Origin of the sequence: Lacticaseibacillus camelliae DSM 22697 = JCM 13995, assembly GCF_001436615.1 — a bacterium.
Classification (GTDB): Bacteria; Bacillota; Bacilli; order Lactobacillales; family Lactobacillaceae; genus Lacticaseibacillus; species Lacticaseibacillus camelliae.
Genome location: NZ_AYZJ01000010.1, coordinates 45,880 through 65,942, shown reverse-complemented (window position 1 = coordinate 65,942; position 20,063 = coordinate 45,880). Strand labels below are relative to the sequence as shown.

Here is a 20,063-nt window from a genome sequence, read left to right as displayed (position 1 = left end):
GGTAAGAATCGAGGTGAAGCCTCAATTCTCACCGGAACTAATCTTAGATTGTTTGATTAGAGTTGATCGTCGGTGCTGAAATTCAGCGGGCTGAGGTCCGTCGATTCTTGGAGCAGTCGAGCAGTGAAGGTCTGCCACGCGGATTTGGCGATTGCCGCATTGGCCAAACTGGCGGTTGTGGCGAGCGCCGCCAGGTCGGGGGCGGTTTTCGCTTGGCCATCGGTCTTGGCGATGTTGGCTAGCAGCAGCGCATGGGTCGCGGTTTGGATCTGCTGCAAGGCCTGCTGGAAGTGCCAGTAATGCGCGTCGACCAACACGCCGGCCAGCTTATACTGCCAGTACGCCGAATCCGGACTCGGCGGTAAAGCGCCCACTTGGTAATCGGCTGGCGTCGTGGTAGTCCCGGCAAAAAATGGGACAAATTGACTTTCCGCCGCCACGCCCATAGCCTGCCAGTGAATTCCGGCGAGTTCGTCAGGCAGGTTTGGCCGCAGCTGCAGGACGTGGCTTTCCTGCGTGCGGGCGAGGCTGATGGGGCGGAAGCGATGAGGGGCAGTGGCCTGCGGATCGACCGGATCATACGGCGTTTCCTCAAAATGGCTGCCAAGCACCTGAAAAGCGTCATCAACTTGCAGTGGCCGGTCCGGCTTGAGGACGAAGGGCAGGTTCGAGTCCGTCGGGTCACTGCGGCGACTCGGGGTCAGCCGCCGCTGGCCGTCCCACACACGCGCCGTGTTGTAGGTTCGATCAAATGGGGTGTCAGTGCCGAAGATGCGGCGGAAATTAAACGGCGTGTCAGCCTGCCACAGGTGGTGGGACTCGGCGAATGTAGCGAGATTCGGACTGGTCAAAAAATTGGCATCATCGAACAACCCGGCTTGGATGCTGAGCTGGTTGGCCACCACCGCATAACTGTCATCCGGAATGCGCTCAGCCACCCAGTGGTGCCCAGACCCAATTTCCATGTACCAGGCCTCATCGTGATCGGCAAACAAAACGCCATTGGCTTCCCCGGTGCCAAGTGTGGTGACGATTTGCCCCAGACGCAAGACGCCTTCCTTTGCGGAGTGAATATAAGGCAGCACGACCGTGACCATGGCCTCTTCTAGAATGCCATCTGGCACAAAGGGGTCATAGGCAAGCACCCGGGCGTTGGCGTAGGCACTTTCGGTCGCACTCATCGCCACGCCGACCTGGTTAATCCCGGCTTCCTCAAACAGGCCGTATTGGTCAGTCCATTCCGGGGTTGCTGTGTACTTAAAGGCGTGCTTGGGGAGGTGCAAGGTGAACCCATTCGCCTTTGAATGAAAAGCTTCAGGCTGATCGAAGGTCTCGGGATGCACGACGAGGTGCTTGGGCCACGCCGCCTTCGAGTCCTCATTGCGGCCAATCAGAACGCTGCCGTCAGCCGTCGCCTTTTTACCAATCAAAATGCTGGTGCAAGCGGAACGAGTCATTGTGATCTTCCTTTCTTTGTTCACAAAACTAGAACACCTGAATGCGAGGCACAAGTTTCTGCCTATTATACGCGAAAACCCGGTATAGGGGCTGTATTTTCTGAACTTTCCCGTGTATTCTAGTAACAATGACGGACGGCAAGACAGGTTTTATGTGCACGTGTGTCCGTAAATTGTGAACAAGTAGGCAGAGACATGGCAAAACTGACAAAATTCGCTCAGCATGACACTTTGACAAAATTGGGGGTCGCACTGGTCAGCGGTCTGCTGACCGCAATCGCCCTGAATTTTTTCCTGACTCCCGCACAGGTCTTCCAGGCCGGAGCCACTGGGTTGGCCCAGCTGATCTCCATTTTTCTTCACCGCCTGGGGCTCACCAGCGGTGATTTAACGGGCTGGTTTAACTTATTGATCAACATGCCGATTGCGTATCTGGGCTGGCGTAAGCTCGGTCGCAGTTTCACGTTGTTCAGTATTCTCAACATCCTGATCATCTCAGGTTTCACGATTGTGCTGCCGGTCCAGGCGCTTTCGAACGATCCGCTGATGAATTCGATTTTCGGCGGCGCGCTGACCGGTATCGCGGTCGGGATTGCCCTGCGCTACGGCTTTTCGACTGGCGGGTTTGACATTTTGTCCATGTACCTTGCGAAAACGACGAGAAAGTCGGTCGGCTGGCTGATGTTCGGTATCAACTCGGTCATCGTGCTGATTGCCGGGTTTGGCCTGCAATGGGAAAGCGCCTTGTACACCATCATCTCGATTTACTGCATGTCGCGGGTGGTCGACATGATCCATACCTCGAACCAGAAAATCACGGCGATGATCGTGACCGAGCACCCGGATGACGTGGTTGCCGCGGTTTCGGCGCGACTCAATCGCGGCATCACGGTCATTCCCAGCCGTGGGGGTTACTTGCACCGCCCGAATACGACCTTGATGATCGTCATCACGCGGTACGAACTGTACGATTTGACCCAGGCCACGCTAGGGGCTGACCGGTTGGCTTTCATCGATATTCTGAACACAGTCGACGTGGTCGGGGAGTTCTTGACTTCCGATCAGCAGGACGCTAAGCGGAAGTCACCTGTTCAAGCGCCGCAATCTCGGGTATAATTTGGGCAAGAAGAGTAAAGGAGCGATCACATGCCATTAGTTCACATTGATCTGTTAGCAGGCCGGACGCCAGAGCAGCTGGCCAAGATGTGCCAGGATGTCACTGAAGCCATCGCCAAAAACACCGGGGCCCCGGCTGAGCACATCCACATCGTGCTCAACGAAATGACGCCGGACCATTACGCCGTTGCGGGCACGCTGAAGTCGAACGAGTAGGAGGCCATCCCAATGGCTGATGAGAAAACCACGACGCCGGAAGAAGACGCTTACTTTGCCAAGATGAAAAAGGCCATCGTCAAAGCCCTGGAAGGCGTGATCGACCCAGAACTGGGCGTCGACATTGTCAATCTCGGCCTGATTTACGGCGTCGACCTGGACGATGTGGGTCACTGCGACGTCGAGATGACGCTGACAACCATGGGCTGCCCCTTGACGACTATGCTGGACGACAGCATTCATGAGGCGCTGCTGGCTGTGCCAGGCATCACGTCGGTCGATATTCACTTGGTGTGGTACCCGCAGTGGGGCCCGGAGCGGATGAGCCGGTACGCCAAAATGGCGCTGGGGATCCACTAAGCATTTGTGCAGCCGCTGGTGATTCAGCGGCTTTTTCATTGGCAGGGAGGTCAGCATGGACTACTGGGTGAAACTCAATCAACTTGCAGAGACCATGCCGACCCCAGCGATCCGGCAGCAAGTGGCGGCTTTGACGGCCTGGCGCACGGCGGTGGCTGCCCACCAGCTGCCCACAGCGGCGCTGCCAAGGCTGGGCCTGACCGGTGAAACCATGGCGGAGGCCCAATATGACTTTCAAGTGCCGCTTCGCGCGGTGGTTGCCTTGGACCACCTGCTGCGGCACTTTCGCCAGTACATTGCCTACCATTTTGGCATGTGGGCCTTTGTTCAGCAGTCGCTGTTCGCCGAATGGACGGCGCTGTTTGGCCCACGGCGGTACTTGGAAGTGGCAGCCGGCAACGGTTATGTCAGTTTTGGCTTGCAGGCAGCCGGCAACCGGGTGATTGCCTCTGACAGCCTGACGTGGCAAAGCCAAAACGTGACCGGCCAGACCCCGCTGCTGCCGGTCCACCGCGCCGGGGCCAGTGCGGCCTTGTGGCAGTGGGGGGCGCAGGTGGATGCGGTGGTCATGGCCTGGTCCCCGGATCACGAGTGGAGCGATGCGGCGTTTCTGCAGTTGCTGCGGACACGTTTTTCCACGCTTGATCTGTTTGTGATCGGTGAGCGCAACGGTGCGACAAACAGCCGCCTGTTTTGGCAGCTGGCGCACTTTGTCCCGGACCGCAGACTGTTGCCGTTGAACCGGGCATTTCCGCGGTTTGACGCCATCAATGACCGCATCTACTTGATTCGATAGAAAGGATGTCAACCTTGAAGCGACTCTTCTTTTTAGCTGCGGCCTGGGTCTTGCTGATTCTCGGGGCCGGCTGGGTCTGGTCAACGCATGACCAAACCGAATACGCCGAGCTGCTGGATCACTACAACCTGAGCGAGCAGGCGGTGACGGTCTCAACTAAGGCCGATCTCACCTTGCCGCAGGCCGCCGCCAAGCTGGCAAAAAGCAAGTTGACCAACCTTCAAGTTCAGTTCCGGACCAGCGGTGGGCGAGTGTACATGTACGGCAATGGCCACTACGGAACGCTCCCACTGGACTCAGGACAGTGGTTTTCCGATGCCGATTTCCAGTCGCCGCTGCCGGTCACCGTGGTTGGTGCTGATCACGAAAAACAGCTGACCACCGGCAGCCACCAGCAGTACCTTAAACAGGCTGGCCAGTACCTCCCCGTGCTGGGGGTCGTCTCGTCGCCGCGCAGTCAGCGACTCAACCGGGCCATTTTTCTGAACGCAAGTGGGGCAGGCCCTGCGGCGCCGCGGCTTGACGACGTTAAAGTCTATGCGGACGGCGAGAACATCCAGAAGCAAAAAGGCCAACTCGCCCGACTGCTCGGCGGCAAGGCCGCCAACTACCAGTATCGTCAGCATCTCGGCGGGACGGATTGGTGGCAAACCAGCGGCCTCACAACGGTGTGGTGTGTGGTGCTGGGGCTGTTCGCCGTGCTCATTGCCTGGATTGCGCAGTGGTTTGTCAAAAATACGCTGCCGGCCGAGCTTAAGTCCCCGCAGCGACAGCGCGCCTTGCGCGGGCTGTGGGTCCGGCTGTGCGGCTACAGTGCACTGCTGACGGTGGCCGGAACGATCGCCGCCAACTGGTGGTTTTATCTCACTGACCGGCCGCGGTTCGTCATTTTTGCAGCAGCGCTGTGGGTCATCGCGACCGGCACGCTTTACGGGCTGCTAATGCGCAAGCATGGGAAAAGGAGAGACAGGCATGACATTACCCGAGGGCTTTGAAGAAAAATACCGCAAGCTATTAGGCTCAGACGCGGCCGCGTTTCTGGCCAGCTTTGACCAGCCGGCTGCGGCCGGGTTTCGCGTCAATCCGCTGCATCACGCCACCAGCCAGGCCCCGGCGATTCCTTGGAGTCAGTGGGGACATTACGGCAAGGTGGTTGGGACGTCGCTGGCGCACATTGCAGGCAATGTGTACAGCCAGGAGCCTAGTGCCCAGTTTGTCGGCACCGTGGCTGCCCCGCGCCCAGGAGAGCGGGTCCTCGATTTGTGCGCGGCCCCCGGTGGTAAGTCAACGCACCTTGGCAGTTTTATGCAGCAGCAGGGCCTGCTGGTCGCCAATGAGATCAACGCCGGGCGCGCGCGAGTGCTGTCCAGCAACATCGAGCGGTTCGGGCTGACCAACACGCTGGTGACAAACAGTGATCCGGCGCATTTGGCGGCGCGCCTGCCGGAAGCCTTCGACCGCATCTTGATCGACGCCCCTTGCTCCGGAGAAGGCATGTTTCGCAAGGATCCGGACGCGATGAGCTACTGGACGCCGGACTATCCCGTCAAGTGCGCTGAGCGCCAGCGCGAAATCGTCGCCGAAGCAGTGAAAATGCTGCGCCCGGGCGGCATTTTGGTTTACTCGACCTGCACGTTTGCGCCAGAGGAAGATGAGCAGATCATCGCCTGGGCCACGGCCAATCTGGGCCTGAGTGTGGTGCCAATCGATAAACCGGCGGGGATCGCCGACGGCAGGCCGGAGTGGGCCAACGGCGACCCGATGCTGAAGGAAACCGCCCGCCTGTGGCCACAGCGCCTTGACGGCGAGGGCCATTTTGTTGCGAAGTTGCAAAAAGCTGGCGCTGGCAAGGTTGCGATGGGGCCGCTGGTGGAACCGGTGCGGCTGAACCGGACCCAGCAGCAAGACTTTGCGGCATTTGAAAAAGCCACCTTCAAGCAGCCGTTGAATCTCCCCAAGACCTTGAATCGAGATACCCTGGCCACGCTACCGGTGGGGACCCCGGCACTTGCCGGCATCCACCTGCTGCGCACCGGACTGACCTTAGGCACCTTTAAGAAGGGCCGGTTTGAGCCGGCCCACGCCTTGGCCACCGCGCTTTCGCCGGCGATGTTCCAAACCGTGGTCAGCGTCTCAGCCGACGAATTTACCCGTTATCGCCACGGCGAGACACTCAGTCGGCCGGCCCTCACCAAAAAGCAAACCGTCCTGCTGACTTATGAAGGCAGTGGTTTTGCGTTGGGTAAGGCGGTGGGCGGCACCATTAAGAATGCCTATCCCAAGGGCCTTAGGATCTGAAAAAGCCGACGCAAAAATGCGTCGGCTTTTTTCATGTCTGCAATTCAGTAGGGTAGTTTCAGGTTGCGCTGCTGGGCGTAGTTGACCAGCGCCGGTGAGAAAACGACCGGGACCTGCCGCAACGTTGTTAGATTCTTAGCGCCAAGCAGCGCCAGCAGGGCGGGGAGCTGCCGCTGCCAGGCGGTCAGATGGGCTTCCGCCGCGGCTGGGCCTTCCTGGATCAGCCAGTGAAGCACCAACCCGCTGATGCCGACCGCACTGGCACCGAGCCGCAGGGCCTTCACAACATCAAGAGGGGTGCGGACACCGCCGGTCGCCAGGACCGTGAGTCCGCTGTCTTGCGCCTCCAACAGGGATTCAACGGTGGACTGGCCAAAGTCGGCAAGCGCGGTGTAGTCGTCATCCTGACGCCGCACGCCTTCAATCTGCGCAAAGTTAGTGCCACCTTTGCCGCCCACGTCCACATACTTCGCCCCGGCCTGGCGCAACTTGACCAGCGCCTCCTTGGTCATTCCGAACCCGACCTCTTTGACGATCACCGGGACCGGACTGGCTGCGATTATGCGCTGGAGATTGGTCAGCCAGTGGAAATCTCGGTCACCCTCGGGCATGATCAGCTCCTGGACCGCGTTCAGGTGAATCTCCAAGGCGTTGGCGCGGAGCATCTTGATTGCCGTTTCGGCTTGAGCCGGGGTCTTATTCGCGCCGAGGTTGCTTATCAGAAAGCCGTCGGGATCGGCTGCCCGCACGACCTGGAAGGTGGACGCCAAATCAGGCTCCTTCAGTGCCACCGCCTGGGAGCCCGTCGCCATAGCCAGCCCCGTGTGCGCCGCAATGGTGGCCAGCTGCTCATTGTACCGGCCGGTTTGCTGGGAGCCACCTGTCATGGCGTTGATGAAAAAGGGCCACTCCCAGTCAAACAGCGCCGGTGTCACCGACACATCAGCCACGGCAGTTTCCGGCAGCGGGTCATGCAGCAGGCGCACGTCATCAAAGCCTGCCTTGGCTTGTGGGGCGAAAAATTTTTCGGCTAAAAAGACGTGCTCGTCCTTGCGGTGCGACTGAATCGATTGGCTCATTGTGCTTCCTCCAATACTTTGGCGGCGCGGCCGGGGCCGGCGACCAGCAGGCGGTCTTTAAATTCGGGCAGCGCCGCTTTGACCGCCGCAACGGCAGGCGCCAAGGTCAGAATTTTGACGTTCGGCCCGGCGTCCATGGTGGCGTATGCTGGGACCCCTTGCGCCCGCAAGGTCTGCACCGCGTGCCACACCGTCAACGTCGCCGGCTGAAAGTAGGTAAAGGCGGGGTCACTGGCAAAAATGGCGGCGTGCATGCGAGCACTACTTTGCTCTGTCAATTCTCCGATCCGGGTGAAATCAGCTGCAGCCAGGGCCTTCACCATGTCGCCTGCGGCCCGCTCGTTATCTTTGACCCAGGCCGGGTAGTAGGGACTGGTTGCCACGGTGTTGGCCATCAAGCGGCGCGATGAGACTTTTTTCTGGCCGGCATCGACCATCACAACGACCATGCGCAAGGGCAGCTTTGTTTCGGGTAAGGCCTCAGCAAACGAGGTGAGATCACTGTCACCGCGGTGCCAAATGGCAAGGCCGCCGAACACTGACCGCGATGCGGAGCCGGAGCCGCGCCGGGCCAGGCGCGACAAGTCCCGGGGCGCCAGTTGCAAGCCTGCTTCGCGGCTGGCAGCCAGGGCCAGGGCCGCATAGGCAGAGGCCGAACTGGCCAAACCGGCAGCGGTCGGCACGTGGTTCACGGACGCAACATGCGCAAACTGCGCCGAGTGCGCCTGGGCGCGCACAATGTCCAAAAACGCGCTGATTTTGTCAGGCGATTGCGGCCGGCCGTTCAGCGTGAACTGGTCTGCCATCAGGTGCGGGTCAAACTGCACGGTGGTGTCGGTGTAAAAATCATCCAGCGTCAAGGATACGCTGCTGGTGTAAGGCAGGATCAACTTTTCGTCTCTTTTGCCCCAGTACTTGATCAAGGCAATATTCGTGTGCGCCCGGGCTGTCGTTGTCATCAAAGCGCCTCGCTTTCAGCAAAGTCGTAGGTCCAGGTTGCGGCAGCGCCGGCAACAGTCAGCGCCTGCACCACGGCATGCGCCGTCGCATGATCCGCTGCCAATGCGATCATGCACCCGCCCTGGCCGCTGCCGGTCAACTTGGCGCCCAGCGCGCCGGCCTGAATCGCTGCTTCGATCAGCCGGTCGAGCGAAGCGGCACTAACACCCATTTGGGCAAGCGCCGTCTGGGCGACAGTGAGCTGAGTTCCCAGCGCCTTCAGGTCGTCTTGGGCGAGTGCGACCGCGGCCTTGCGACTGGCGCTGCCGATGTGCTCGATCACGGGTTGGAACTTGGTGTGATCACGGCGCAGCAAGTCCGCCACATGGCCGACTGCGGCGCCGGTTTGCCCTATTTCACCAGTGTCGGCAATCACCAGAAAGCCCCGGGTCGGGAAGTGAATCGGCTTGGGGGCCTCACCGCGAATAAACCACTGCGGCCTTTCCGCAGACGTGGTGGCCGCGTCCAGGCCGCTGGGATTGCCGTGGATCGCCTTTTCGGAAACGGCGGCCCAGTTCAGCAGGGTCGGCCGGTCCAGTGGCGTGTCAAACGCGCCGTAAAAGGCCCGGATGATGGCGATCGCGCAGGCCGCAGACGAGCCCATGCCGCGCTCGGCAGGTAAGGCGCTGTCAATCATGAGGTCAAAGCCCTGCTGCGCGGCGCTGAAAAACGTCAACAGCTGCTTGATCAGCTTCGTTAGACCGGTAAACGGCGGCTGGGCCGCGGCGAGCCTTCCGCTGTAAAAGGTCGAGTGGATCACTTGGGGACCGGCAGTGGGGGTGACGGTTGCCGTCAGCTTGATCGACTTGATGGGCAGGGCAATCGCCGGCTGACCGTACACGACCGCGTGCTCCCCAATGAGAATGATTTTGGCGCAGCTGGCGCCTTTTGCTTGATGCATGAAATCGCTCCTTTTAATTCCTATAAATGATACCCCATCGCCGCTGCCTCGACTAGTCGCTTATGCTAAACTTAGAGCAGCAAAAACGGGAACGGAGGAGCGCACATGACGTTGCAATTTTATCTGGGCACTGCGGCCAGTGACCACCGCGAGGCAATGGTCGAGGCCGTCGCCAAGGCGCTGAAAGCAGGCAAAGAGGTTTTCTACCTGGTACCGAATCACGTGAAATTTGAAGCCGAAGTCAGCCTGCTGCAGGGACTGCGGGATCTGAATGGGACGGGCCAGGCCCAGTTTGCCGTCAGCCGCCTCCAGGTGCTTTCCTTCAGTCGGCTGGGCTGGTATTTTTTGAAGAACACTGAAGCGTACCAGCGGCCGCAGCTCGATCGCGCCAGCAATACCATGCTGGTGAGCAAGGTTTTCAGCGACCTGCTGAACGATGACGCAACGAAGCAGCAACTCCACCTGTTTGCCGGCTCGGTCCACAACGCCGGCTTTTTTGCCGAGCTTGCGGATCAGCTGGCCGAGCTGCAAACCGGCCGGGTGACGTCCGCCATGCTGGCGGACGCCGTGACGCGCGGGGCAAGTCAGCTCCAGGACGCCGAAAAACTCAAGGAGCTGCAAATCGTGGCGGCCGCCTACGAAAACCAGGTGCAAAGGTTTGCGACCAGCGCAGCGCTGCTCGAGGAGTTGACCCGCTGGGTGGCTGCCCACGCGGACCGGTTGCAAAACGCGGCCTTTTTCCTTGACCACTTCAATAATCTGTCGGCCAGTGAATTCCACCTGGTCCATACCATGCTCCACACCGGCGCCGACCTGACCGTTGCCCTGACGCTCGACCAGGCGCCAGAAGCTCAGCCCCAGGGCCCGGGATTGTTTCTGCCGGCGGCCAAACTCTACTATCAGCTGAGCCAGTCGGTGGCTGATATACCCGGTCGGACTTGGCAGCCGCAAACCTTTATGTGCCGCGTGAATCACGGCCCAGAGTCGTTTCTCGGCGGGCTGGACGCGTTTTGGCGGTCGCAGTACGGCGGCGAAGCCAGCCCGGCCGTCTCGCTGACAGCAGCGGCGAAGGCGGCAGTGCAAGGCCACTTAACGCTGTACAAGGCCAGCGAGCCATACGTCGAGCTGCGGGCCGTGGCCCGTCAAATCGTGCAGGCGCTGCATGCCGATCCCACGCTGCGGTACCGCGATTTTCTCATTGTCGCTCGGCACCTGGCGCCATACGAGTCGTACCTGCAACCGGTCTTTGACGAACAGGGCCTGCCGGTTTTCATCGACCGGGAGCGGCCGATGGAGAATCATCCCTTGGTGGCGCTCATTCAGAGTCTATTTGCGGTGCAGCGGTACCATTATCAGTACGAAGACATGATGAAACTGCTGAAAACCGAGCTGCTGGTCCCAACTGGCGTGAGTGCCAAAGCTTTTCGTGACGCGCTGGACGTCACGGACAACTTTCTGCTAAAAACTGGTAAGCAAGGCGATGCCTGGGTCAAGGGGCCCAAGTGGCAGTACATTGACCACATCGAGCACCGCCCGACCAGTGGCGGCGCCGGCGATGATCAGGTGGTGCTCGATCAGGCCAAAACCGCCCAAATCAACTTGGTGCGTGATTTTGTGGCCGCAAGTCTGCCGCCGCTGTTTGCCAAGTGGGCCAAGGCCAGCAGCGGTGTTGAAGGCGCCACCGCGCTTTACCAGTGGCTGGACCAGGTCGGAGTCACGAAGGTGCTCGGCCAGTGGCGCCAGACCGCGATCGATGCCGGGGACTTAACGGCTTCGACCGCCGGCGAGCAGGCCTGGCAGCAGCTGGTCACCCTGCTGGATGACTACGCGACTATTCTCGGTGGGACCGCTGATGGGGATGCCACCGGTCAATTCGACCTGCAGGGGTTTGCCGACCTGCTGGACGCCGGCTTTGCCGGGGCCAGCTACACGCAGATCCCATCGACCTTGGATCAGGTCACGGTTTCCGAAACCGGACTGAGCCGGCTGGCAAAATTTAAGCATGTGTTTGTGATCGGGGCAACCAGTTCGGTCATGCCAGACACGCCGACCGATCATCCCATCATCACGGCGGCCGACCGGGAGGCGCTGCAGCCGTTGCTAGAGGAAGGGGCGTTTTTGCCTGAAGCCGGGGCGGAAAGTGCGCTGGGAGACGCGTTTCTCAATTATTTGGCCATGATGGCCGGAAGAACTGACCTGACGTTGAGCTACCCGGAATACGCCGATGATGAAAATCATGCGTCCAGTTATTTGACCCAGATGGCGGCCTATTTTGATGTCCCAACCCAGCCATGGCCAGAGGTCGCGCTGACCCTCAACGTCCCGCAGGACTTCAGCAGCCCGCGGGGGATGCTCGCAGACTACATGCGCGTTTTCGAGCAGGCCAAAGCTGACCACACTGCGATCCCGGCGGCCTGGGCCAAAATCATGACCACGCTGCAGGCCGCTGGTGGCGCCTTGGGCGGTTTGGCCAGTCGCTTGGCGGCCAGTGCCGGCACGCAAAATCCGATCGGCACCCTTCAGCCCGCGCTGGCCGAGCAGCTGTACTCGCCGCACATGAGCATTTCCATTTCTCAGCTCGAGCGTTTTTACGCCAATCCGTTCGAGTACTTTTTGATGTACGGACTGGGCCTGCGCAAGCGCCCTGAGTTCGAACTTTCGCCGCTGGACTCGGGCACGCTTTACCACAAGGTGATGGAGTTACTGCTCCGCCAGCATGGTAACTTGAACCAGTTAGTGCAGGACGGCACGCTGGCGCAAACCGTCGCGGCACTGGTGAAGGAAAATGTGCAGGCGTTCGGCATTGAGATTTTGGAGGCCGATGATTACTGGCGCTTTGTCGCCCGCCAAATCAGCGCGATGCTGACGCAAAGTGCCAAGATGATCGCCCGTCAGCAGCAAAACACGCGCTTTCGCCCCAAGCAGTTCGAGTTGAAATTCGGCCGCGGGAAGGGCATGAAAGGACTGGAGCTGCCACTTGACGGCGGGCGCAGCGTCACGGTAGCAGGGCGGATCGACCGGCTGGACGAGACGGTGATCGATGATCAGCGCTACTTCATGGTGCTTGACTACAAATCCAGTCCGCACGAGTTCAGCATGCAAAATGCTTACTACGGCAAATCCATGCAGCTGCTGACCTACATTGACGCCATCGATGAGACCACGGGTCCGTTTGCCGGAATGACGCCGGCCGGGGCCGAGTACTTTGTCTTCAACCTGCCGCGGATCGCCTACGCGGATTACATCGACCCGAAAAAGCCCGAGGCACTGTTGCAAAATTACCGGCTCAAGGGCCTGATCGTGCTGCCTGATGATGCGGATGCCGCTCACCGGCAGCAGCTCATCACCGCGTTTGACCAGAGTCTGACCCCAGAGCTGGCAAAGGATAAGGGTCAGCAATCGGCCATTGTGGAGCTGGCGGTGAAGAAAGGCGGCGCCCTGACGGCAAAATCTGAGAAGAAGTTGCTGCAGCAGTCGCAGCTGACCGCGCTTCTGGCGCACAATCAGCGTCTGATCATCAACGCCGCCACCGCCATTTTGAACGGCGTGATCAGCTTGGCGCCGCTGCAGTTCAAGCACGAGTCAGACATCATCACCCGCAGCGATTATCAGGCGATTATGCGCTTTGACCCGGCGACAGGCGGCGACCAGTATCACCACGTGGCGCCGCTTTCGCCTGAAGAGGTGCTGGCCAAGATTTTGGCAGAACAGGAGGACAAGAACAATGAGTGACGCTGTTAAACGCACCCCTGATCAGGAAAAAGCCGTGACCTTAAGCGGCAGCGATTTGTTGGTCTCAGCCAGCGCGGGTTCTGGGAAAACCAAGGTCCTGGTCGATCGCATTATTCACCGGCTGATCAACGATCCGACTGCCTCCCTGAGCAAAATGCTGATTGTGACCTTCACCAACGCCGCCACAGCGGAAATGAAGCTCAAGATTGAAGACAAACTGCGCGACCAGTTGGCGGAAGCAGGAGCGTTAACGACCGCGCAGCGTCAGCACCTGGCCAAAGAAGTGGCTCAAGTCAGCGCGGCGAACATTATGACGCTGGATGCTTTTTCCAAGCAGGTGGTCGACCACTACTACTACGTGATCGACCTGGATCCGGGCTACCGGATGATGACCGACGAGTCTGAAGTGCTCCTGTTCAAAACGCGAGTCTGGGAAGACTTGCGCGCGAATATCATGAGCCAACCGGACCGGCGCACCGCGTTTGCGACCCTGGCCGCGAATTTCACGACCAAGGCCACCCGCGACGGGCTTCAGGACGTGGTGTTTGCGCTATATGACTACGCCATGACCACCAAGGACCCGGCCGGCTACCTTGGTAACATTGCTGCGGCATACGGCGACCGCGACGAAGCCTGGATGACAGACGTCTGGGCTGCCGCCAAACCAATCATTGCGCAAAATGCCCGGCTGCTGGAAGAGGCGGCCAAGCTGGTCCAAGGCGACGCGCTGATGGCGCCTTGGCACGATAGCCTGGCCCAGACGACGGCGTGCGTTCAAGCGCTGCTGGCCCTGGCTCAGCCCAGCTACCGCACTGCCTATGACGCGTATCACGCGCTGACTTACCCAGGCTGGAAGGTCAGCACCGCCAAGAAGTTTGCCGACGTGAAGGCGACCATTGCCGAGGCCAAAGCGTTGCGTGATCAGGCCAAGGCCGCTTTGGATGATTTAAGCGGCTGGTTTGAGATCGCACCGGCTGACCTTGAGGCGGCAATGCCCCAAGCCATGGCGATGGCCCAAACACTGCAGGACACCATGCTGGAGTATGATCGAGCGATGCAGGCAGAAAAAACGGCGCGCCGGGTCCAGACGTTTGGTGACATCGCCCAAAACGCGTTGCGAATCTTGAACTCACCGCTTGAAGATGGTGGCGGCCACACAGTTGGCGACCACTACCAAGACCAGTTCCAAGAAGTGCTGGTCGATGAATACCAGGACATTAATCCGCTTCAGGACGCCTTATTAGATGCGGTCAGCAAGCCCGCTCCGGGAAACCGGTTCATGGTCGGCGACATGAAGCAGAGTATTTACGGGTTTCGGCTTGCCGACCCGCAAAAATTCCTTGCCCGTTATCACCAGTACTCTCAGACCGGCGCGGACGGTCAGCTGGTGACGCTGAACCAGAATTTTCGCTCGACGGACAATGTGTTGGCCTTCACCAATTTGGTGTTCACGCAGATCATGGATCAAGCGCTGGGCGACATTGATTACACCGAGGCCGAGCGGCTGCACGAAAACCAAGGTTACGACTATCAGACCGCAGCAGGTCAAACCAAAGCGTACCGCCTGAACACGGAATTTTTGCTTGAGGTTCAAGCGGCGCCTGATGACCAGTCCTCTGCTGAAGCCGCCGCGACTGACGATACAGATGAGTCTGGCGATGACCTCAGCGTCAGCCAGGCCCGCATGGTGGCGGCGAAAATCAAGGCCCTGACCGCCCCGGATAGTGACGCCCGCCTTTACACCAAAGCGGAGCACGGCGACCGTGCCAGTCATGAGCGGCGGGTGCAGTATTCCGACATTACGCTGCTGACGCGCAGCCGGACCAATAATTTGACCCTGCAGCAGGTCTTTGCGGAGGCCGACATTCCGGTGGTGATCACCAAGACTCAGAACTTCTTCAAAACCACTGAGCTGATGGTGATGCTCAGCCTGCTGCGCATTATTGACAATCCCAAGCAGGAGATCCCACTCACAGCCGTGCTGCGCTCGCCGATCGTGGGGCTGGACGCCAATGACCTGGCCCGCATTCGGATCTCGGCAAAGGGCCCGTACGATGAGGCCGTCTTTGGTTACGCCCAACGGCCGGCCAGTGCCGACCCGGATGAAAACCGGCTTCAGACGAAGTTGGCAAGTTTTACGGCGCTGCTGGACGAGCTCCGCGTTTTTGCCCGGACGCACGAGCTATCGGCGCTGATCTGGCACATCTACGAGGAAACCGGCTTTTTGGACATTGTCGGCAGTCAGGCCGGCGGCAGACAACGCCAGGCGAATTTACGCGCTTTGGCCAAGCGGGCTGCGGACTATGAAAAAGGGGGGTTCAAGGGCCTGTTCGCCTTTGTTCAGTTCATTGAAACGATGCAAAAGCAGGATAAGGACCTCAGCCAGCCGGTTTCATTGGCCGCCAATGTCAACGCGGTCCAGCTGATGACGATTCACAATAGCAAGGGCCTTCAGTTCCCGATTGTCTTTTTGCTGGATACCCAAAAGGCCTTCAACACGAGTGACTTGAGCGGGGCGGCAATTCTTGCCCAGGCACCGGCAGAACAAGCAGGGGGCCCCAAGCGCGAGCTGGTCGGGTTGAAATGGCGCGACCCGCAAACCTTTGTGGAGTACCAGCTGCCTCAGTGGCAACTGGCGAAAGATCAGAAAAAGAAACAGCTATGGACCGAGGAAATGCGTCTGCTGTACGTGGCGCTGACCCGGGCGGAGCAACAGCTGTTCATTGTCGGTACGGCCAAGACGCCACAAGGCAAGTTGCTCACCCAAGAGCAGTTGGAAACTAGTTGGCTGAGCAAGGCCGAAGGCGCAGCAGGCGATGTGTTGCCGGCAGCGACCCGATTGTCTGCGCAGTCCCTGCTGGACTGGCTGGGGATGGCCATGGCTAGGGCCGGCGTGCTCACGCAAGGCGGCGCCGCCAAGGCCTCCTTGGCGCAAGACGCCGAAAAAGCGGCAATTAAGTTCGACTATCAAGTCAAACCGGCGCGTGATGAGGCGGAAAGTACCGGCCTGCAGGAACCGGCCCAGGCCCTGCCGGCGCACTTTGACCAGGCGCTGACGGACTGGTTGGACTTCACTTACGCGGACCAACGCGCGGCGACGATGACCGGGTTTCAAAGTGTTACGGAGCTCAAGAGGATGTTTGAAGATCCTGACGTTGTGGATGCGCAGGACAGCTCGCCCAGTCGGCGAGGACGCCGGATGACTGGCGACTTTGCCCAACCGGCCTTTCTTCAGCAGAAAAATGGCGCCGGCGCCGCCGCAGTGGGCACTGCCACGCACTTGCTGCTTCAGCAGGTCCCGCTGACCGGCCCGCATGATGAGGCAACCCTGGCTCAGTTAGCGGACTCATTGGCGAGTCAACAACTGATCACGCCGGCGGTGCGGCGCGCTATGCGCCTTGACCGGGTCGCGGCATTTTTCCAGACGGCGTTGGGAAAACGGCTGGTGGCAGAGCCGGCCAACGTCCACCGCGAGCAGGCCTTTTCGCTGCTGTGGCCGGCGGCAGACTTTCCGCAGGCGGCAGGGGAGCAGCCTCAATCCGGCGAGTTGGAAGGCGACGTGCTGGTCCACGGGGTGATTGACGGGTTTATTGAGGAGCCGGATGGTATCACTTTGTTCGACTACAAGACCGATCACATCGGCGACCACCTGCACGATGTGATCGAACGCTACCAAGGCCAGCTGGAAGTCTACGCCGAGGCGCTGACCCTGATGAGCGGAAAACCGGTGCGGCACCGTTACCTGGTCCTGCTGGAAACCGGCGATGTTCATGAGGTGGCTGCGGCCAAGCACGCGCAGCGGTGATTTTGGAGAACGGAAGGAAGAATGCACATGCAGGGCGACACAGTGTACGCGGTGATCGATCTTGAAACCACCGGGACCGAGCGCGACTCGGACCGCATCATCCAGTTTGGGTGCGCGGTCATGCAAGGCGGGCACATCATCTCGACGATGTCGCAGATGATCAACCCGGACCGCCCGGTACCTGCGGCGATCCAGCAGCTGACCGGGATTCACCCGGCCGATTTGACCGCGGCTCCGTACTTCGCGGATGTGGCCGCCAAAATCCGCGATTTGATCGCGGATACAGTGATTGTCGCCCACAATGTCAATTTTGATTATCCGTTCTTGTCGCACGCCTTGACGCTGGCTGGGCAGCAGCCGCTGACCAATCCCGCAGTGGACACGGTGGAGCTGGCACAGCTCCTGCTGCCCACGCAGGCGAGTTACCGCCTCAGTGACTTGACCGCGGCGCTGGGCATCACGCATGACCATCCGCACCGGGCCGACAGTGACGCCATCAGCACTGCCAAGCTCCTGTGGCGGCTGCGCGCCGTGTTTCAGGCGCTGCCCAGTGCGACTCAGAGAAGCTTAAGTCGCCATGGTGCTTTTTTGCTGCGCGACACGGGGCACTTTTTGAGTGATGCCGTGACCTCTGACCGCCCGCTGCCCGATCAGCTCGAACAAGTGGGGGAGTTGGTGATCCGGCGGCCGCGACCGGCAGAACCCGAGGCAGGCCAGGCCGTTTATCCCGCTGATGCGACGGCCAAAAAGGCGCTGCTCAGACCGCGTTTTCGGTTCCGGCAGGTCCAGGCGCGCATGATGGATCTGATTCACGACAATGCGGTTGGTCCCCAAAAGCCGCTGATGATTGAGGCGGGGACCGGGGCCGGAAAGAGTCTGGGGTATCTGCTGCCGTACGCTTATCTGGCCGACCCCAAACACCAGCTGGTGGTCACCACCCACACCACGGTGCTGCAGACGCAACTGGTTGCCAAGGAGCTTCAAAGTGTGCGTGAGCTGACGGGCTTGACCCTGCCGGCGGTGCTGCTGAAAAGCCCGCGGCATTACTTGGACCTAGCCAAATTTGCCGCCAGTTTGCAGCTGCCGCGGCCTAACCGGCAGACGCGCCTGTTGCAACTGAAAATCATCGTGTGGCTGACGCAAACCGAAACCGGCGACTTGGACGAGCTGCAGCTGACGAATTATCACGCCCCGCTGTTTGCCCGCATTCAAGCGACCGGCGACGAGCGGTTAGCGGTGCGCGGCCCTTATGCCGATGCCGATTTTCTGGTGCGGCTGAAAGCCAAAATGCGCCAAGCGGCGATCATCGTCACCAACCACGCGTACTTAGCCCGGCATTTTCAGGCGCTTCCTGAGTCCTGCCACTACCTGGTCGTCGATGAGGCGCAACACTTTGCTGATACCACTGCGGAGGCTTTTTCCCGCACCCTGGACCTCGGCAAACTGAGGCGTCGGTTGGGCCAGTTGTTGACCTTCATTGAAGGGCAGCACGGGGAAGGGCTGAGTCAGTTGGTCGGCGACTCATCGAACCTGACGTATCAACTCTCACGCGCCATCACTGCGAGCGAAGCACTGCAGGGGCAAATTGAGCACCTGCAAGACCGGCTCTACCGGCACACGTTTGCGCCAACTGCGCACCCCAGCGGCCGGGTCAGTCAGACTCTCGACCCAGCGGGAATCGCCTGGCTGAATGAGGAGCTGGCAGGCCCGCTTACGGCGTTCAGGCGGCAGCTCCCTGCGCTGCTGACAACGGTCACGGCAGTTGCGCAGACCGTCCAAACTCAGCACAGTCACTTTGGGACCGCCCCTGTGCTTGAAGGCCTAGCCGGTCTGCTCAGCGCGCTGCAGCGGCAAAGCGACCGCTTGGGTCAATTGGACATTTCTGCCTTGGCCAAGGCCCAGGTGGTCGTCAGTTTGACGCTGGCCAACCAAAATGACCGACTGAGTTTGGCCGTGACTTGGACGCGTTTCGCTGCGGGTGCTATCATTCAAGATGAACTCTCTAGGTTCACCGCGCCGGTGTTTGTCGGCGCGACTTTGACCGTGGGCCGCAAATTTGACTTTCTGGCCGCCCAGCTGGGCTACCAGGACTTCCCAGAAGCGCAAACCCTGCGCTTGCGCAGCCCGTTCCACTATAAGCAGCAGGCCCAGGCGTTTCTGGCAAGTGACGCGCCGAATGCGCAGGATTTGCCCACTGACGTCTACGCGGACTACCTCGCCCGCGCAATCGCCCAACTGGCCGATAACCGGCACCAAACGCTGGTCCTGTTTACCTCACTGAAGATGATCGAAAAGGTCTTCGCGCGGCTTTCGGCGATGCCCATTGCCGGCCGCAAGGAACTGCTGGCCCAAGGGGTCACCGGCACGGCCTCGCGGATCGCCAAGCGCTTTGCGGTGGGGGACCAGACACTGCTGCTGGGCGCGGCCAGCTTCTTTGAAGGCGTCGATTATCCGGATAAGCAGCTCGAGCAGGTGATCCTCACTCGGCTGCCGTTCGATAACCCGGAGCGCCCCGAGGTCAAGGCGCGTGAACAGGCGCTGACCGCACGCGGAGAGGACCCGTTTGCGGCCGACATGCTGCCGCGCGCGATCCTGCGCTTTCGGCAGAGCTTTGGCCGGCTGATCCGCACCGAGCGCGACCGCGGCGTCTTCGTCGTTTTGGATCCGCGCCTGGGCACCACGGCTTACGGCCGGCAGATGGCCAAAAGCCTGCCCAACCTGAAGCCGATGAGTTTGCCGCTTGCGGAATTGGTCCCCTTGGCGGCGGCCTGGCTTGATCACACAATCATTAACAAGGAGGCGCACGATGCGCAGTAATCGAATGCAGTGGCGGAACCTGATCGGCCCCGCCATCGGCCTCGTGATTTTGGCCATCATCATTGGCGCTTATGTTCGCGCCTTAAGCCCGCTCCACTCAGTTCGTCGTCAGGCAATCGCGATTGCCCGCAAAACGGCTGACGTGGATCAGGTTTCTAATTTCTACTGGGACAAAGAGGATAACGCCTACCTGACAGTGCAGGGCACCACCAGTAAGAACCAGCCGGTGTATGTCCTCATTCGCCAGAAAACCGGTAAGGTCCGGGTGACGCCTCAGCGCAGCGGCATCAGTCGCAGCACTGCCGTTGCCCAGGCTCAGGCCAAATTTGCTCCGCGCAAGATCCTGAACGTGGGGATGCGCTGGCGGGCAAAGAAATTCGTCTGGGATGTTGGCTATATCACAAAGTCTGGTAAACTGGGATACGTGACATACGATTTCAAGACCGGCTCACAGGTCAACGCGATTAACAACTTGTGACCGTCTTCG

Annotated in this window: 14 protein-coding genes; 10 read left to right on the top strand and 4 right to left on the bottom strand. The window is 60.0% G+C overall.

What is annotated here, in order from left to right:
- Positions 1-56: 56 nt before the first annotated feature.
- The gene (locus tag FC75_RS01765) at positions 57-1,457 is read right to left on the bottom strand and encodes a C69 family dipeptidase (protein WP_054666015.1); all 1,401 of its coding nucleotides are present in this window, start codon (positions 1,455-1,457) and stop codon (positions 57-59) included.
- Between the two features lie 195 nt (positions 1,458-1,652).
- Here FC75_RS01765 and FC75_RS01760 point away from each other — a divergent pair, with 195 nt between their 5' ends.
- The 6 genes from FC75_RS01760 to FC75_RS01735 are packed head-to-tail and all read left to right on the top strand — an operon-like array spanning position 1,653 to position 6,243.
- Positions 1,653-2,573 carry a YitT family protein gene (locus FC75_RS01760; RefSeq protein WP_054666017.1) on the top strand — a complete coding sequence of 307 codons (921 nt, stop codon included), beginning with the start codon at positions 1,653-1,655 and terminating at the stop codon, positions 2,571-2,573.
- 30 nt (positions 2,574-2,603) lie between these two features.
- Positions 2,604-2,789, top strand: coding sequence for a 2-hydroxymuconate tautomerase (locus FC75_RS01755; RefSeq protein WP_056988956.1), 186 nt, complete (start codon positions 2,604-2,606; stop codon positions 2,787-2,789).
- Between the two features lie 12 nt (positions 2,790-2,801).
- Positions 2,802-3,149, top strand: coding sequence for a metal-sulfur cluster assembly factor (locus tag FC75_RS01750; protein ID WP_056988955.1), 348 nt, complete (start codon positions 2,802-2,804; stop codon positions 3,147-3,149).
- 55 nt (positions 3,150-3,204) lie between these two features.
- Positions 3,205-3,945: a hypothetical protein gene (locus FC75_RS01745; protein WP_056988954.1), complete on the top strand. Its 741-nt coding sequence runs from the start codon at positions 3,205-3,207 to the stop codon at positions 3,943-3,945.
- 14 nt (positions 3,946-3,959) lie between these two features.
- Complete coding sequence (locus FC75_RS01740; RefSeq protein WP_054666020.1) at positions 3,960-4,940, top strand: hypothetical protein; 981 nt, start codon at positions 3,960-3,962, stop codon at positions 4,938-4,940.
- Positions 4,918-6,243 carry an RsmB/NOP family class I SAM-dependent RNA methyltransferase gene (locus FC75_RS01735; protein ID WP_054666023.1) on the top strand — a complete coding sequence of 442 codons (1,326 nt, stop codon included), beginning with the start codon at positions 4,918-4,920 and terminating at the stop codon, positions 6,241-6,243. The genes FC75_RS01740 and FC75_RS01735 overlap by 23 nt, the downstream gene beginning before the upstream one ends.
- A 44-nt stretch (positions 6,244-6,287) precedes the next feature.
- Here FC75_RS01735 and fni read toward each other — a convergent pair whose 3' ends face one another.
- From fni to mvk, 3 genes are read right to left on the bottom strand one after another with little or no spacing between them, the layout of a single operon-like run.
- On the bottom strand, positions 6,288-7,322 hold the full coding sequence (fni, locus tag FC75_RS01730; protein ID WP_056988953.1) for a type 2 isopentenyl-diphosphate Delta-isomerase: 1,035 nt from the start codon (positions 7,320-7,322) through the stop codon (positions 6,288-6,290).
- Positions 7,319-8,281: a diphosphomevalonate decarboxylase gene (mvaD, locus tag FC75_RS01725; protein WP_056988952.1), complete on the bottom strand. Its 963-nt coding sequence runs from the start codon at positions 8,279-8,281 to the stop codon at positions 7,319-7,321. The genes fni and mvaD overlap by 4 nt, the downstream gene beginning before the upstream one ends.
- The gene (mvk, locus tag FC75_RS01720; protein ID WP_054662610.1) at positions 8,281-9,222 is read right to left on the bottom strand and encodes a mevalonate kinase; all 942 of its coding nucleotides are present in this window, start codon (positions 9,220-9,222) and stop codon (positions 8,281-8,283) included. The genes mvaD and mvk overlap by 1 nt, the downstream gene beginning before the upstream one ends.
- A gap of 105 nt (positions 9,223-9,327) precedes the next feature.
- On the opposite strand from mvk, the gene FC75_RS01715 reads away from it, so the two are divergent.
- The 4 genes from FC75_RS01715 to FC75_RS01700 are packed head-to-tail and all read left to right on the top strand — an operon-like array spanning position 9,328 to position 20,054.
- Positions 9,328-12,954: a PD-(D/E)XK nuclease family protein gene (locus FC75_RS01715; protein ID WP_056988951.1), complete on the top strand. Its 3,627-nt coding sequence runs from the start codon at positions 9,328-9,330 to the stop codon at positions 12,952-12,954.
- Entirely contained in the window at positions 12,947-16,759 is a 3,813-nt protein-coding gene (addA, locus tag FC75_RS01710; RefSeq protein ID WP_056988950.1) for a helicase-exonuclease AddAB subunit AddA, read from the top strand. Before FC75_RS01715 ends, addA begins: the two co-directional genes overlap by 8 nt.
- A 27-nt stretch (positions 16,760-16,786) precedes the next feature.
- Positions 16,787-19,576, top strand: coding sequence for a helicase C-terminal domain-containing protein (locus FC75_RS01705; RefSeq protein WP_082623076.1), 2,790 nt, complete (start codon positions 16,787-16,789; stop codon positions 19,574-19,576).
- Entirely contained in the window at positions 19,566-20,054 is a 489-nt protein-coding gene (locus FC75_RS01700) for a cell wall elongation regulator TseB-like domain-containing protein (protein ID WP_054662587.1), read from the top strand. The genes FC75_RS01705 and FC75_RS01700 overlap by 11 nt, the downstream gene beginning before the upstream one ends.
- The last annotated feature ends 9 nt before the right edge of the window (positions 20,055-20,063 follow it).

Coding starts and splice junctions, on each gene's coding strand:
- FC75_RS01755 (WP_056988956.1), top strand. CDS start 2,604: ATGCCATTAGTTCACATTGATCTGTTAGCAGGCCGGACGCCAGAGCAG.
- fni (WP_056988953.1), bottom strand. CDS start 7,322: ATGAGCCAATCGATTCAGTCGCACCGCAAGGACGAGCACGTCTTTTTA.
- FC75_RS01745 (WP_056988954.1), top strand. CDS start 3,205: ATGGACTACTGGGTGAAACTCAATCAACTTGCAGAGACCATGCCGACC.
- FC75_RS01700 (WP_054662587.1), top strand. CDS start 19,566: ATGCGCAGTAATCGAATGCAGTGGCGGAACCTGATCGGCCCCGCCATC.
- FC75_RS01760 (WP_054666017.1), top strand. CDS start 1,653: ATGGCAAAACTGACAAAATTCGCTCAGCATGACACTTTGACAAAATTG.
- FC75_RS01750 (WP_056988955.1), top strand. CDS start 2,802: ATGGCTGATGAGAAAACCACGACGCCGGAAGAAGACGCTTACTTTGCC.
- FC75_RS01705 (WP_082623076.1), top strand. CDS start 16,787: ATGCAGGGCGACACAGTGTACGCGGTGATCGATCTTGAAACCACCGGG.
- mvaD (WP_056988952.1), bottom strand. CDS start 8,281: ATGACAACGACAGCCCGGGCGCACACGAATATTGCCTTGATCAAGTAC.
- FC75_RS01715 (WP_056988951.1), top strand. CDS start 9,328: ATGACGTTGCAATTTTATCTGGGCACTGCGGCCAGTGACCACCGCGAG.
- FC75_RS01735 (WP_054666023.1), top strand. CDS start 4,918: ATGACATTACCCGAGGGCTTTGAAGAAAAATACCGCAAGCTATTAGGC.
- addA (WP_056988950.1), top strand. CDS start 12,947: ATGAGTGACGCTGTTAAACGCACCCCTGATCAGGAAAAAGCCGTGACC.
- FC75_RS01765 (WP_054666015.1), bottom strand. CDS start 1,457: ATGACTCGTTCCGCTTGCACCAGCATTTTGATTGGTAAAAAGGCGACG.
- mvk (WP_054662610.1), bottom strand. CDS start 9,222: ATGCATCAAGCAAAAGGCGCCAGCTGCGCCAAAATCATTCTCATTGGG.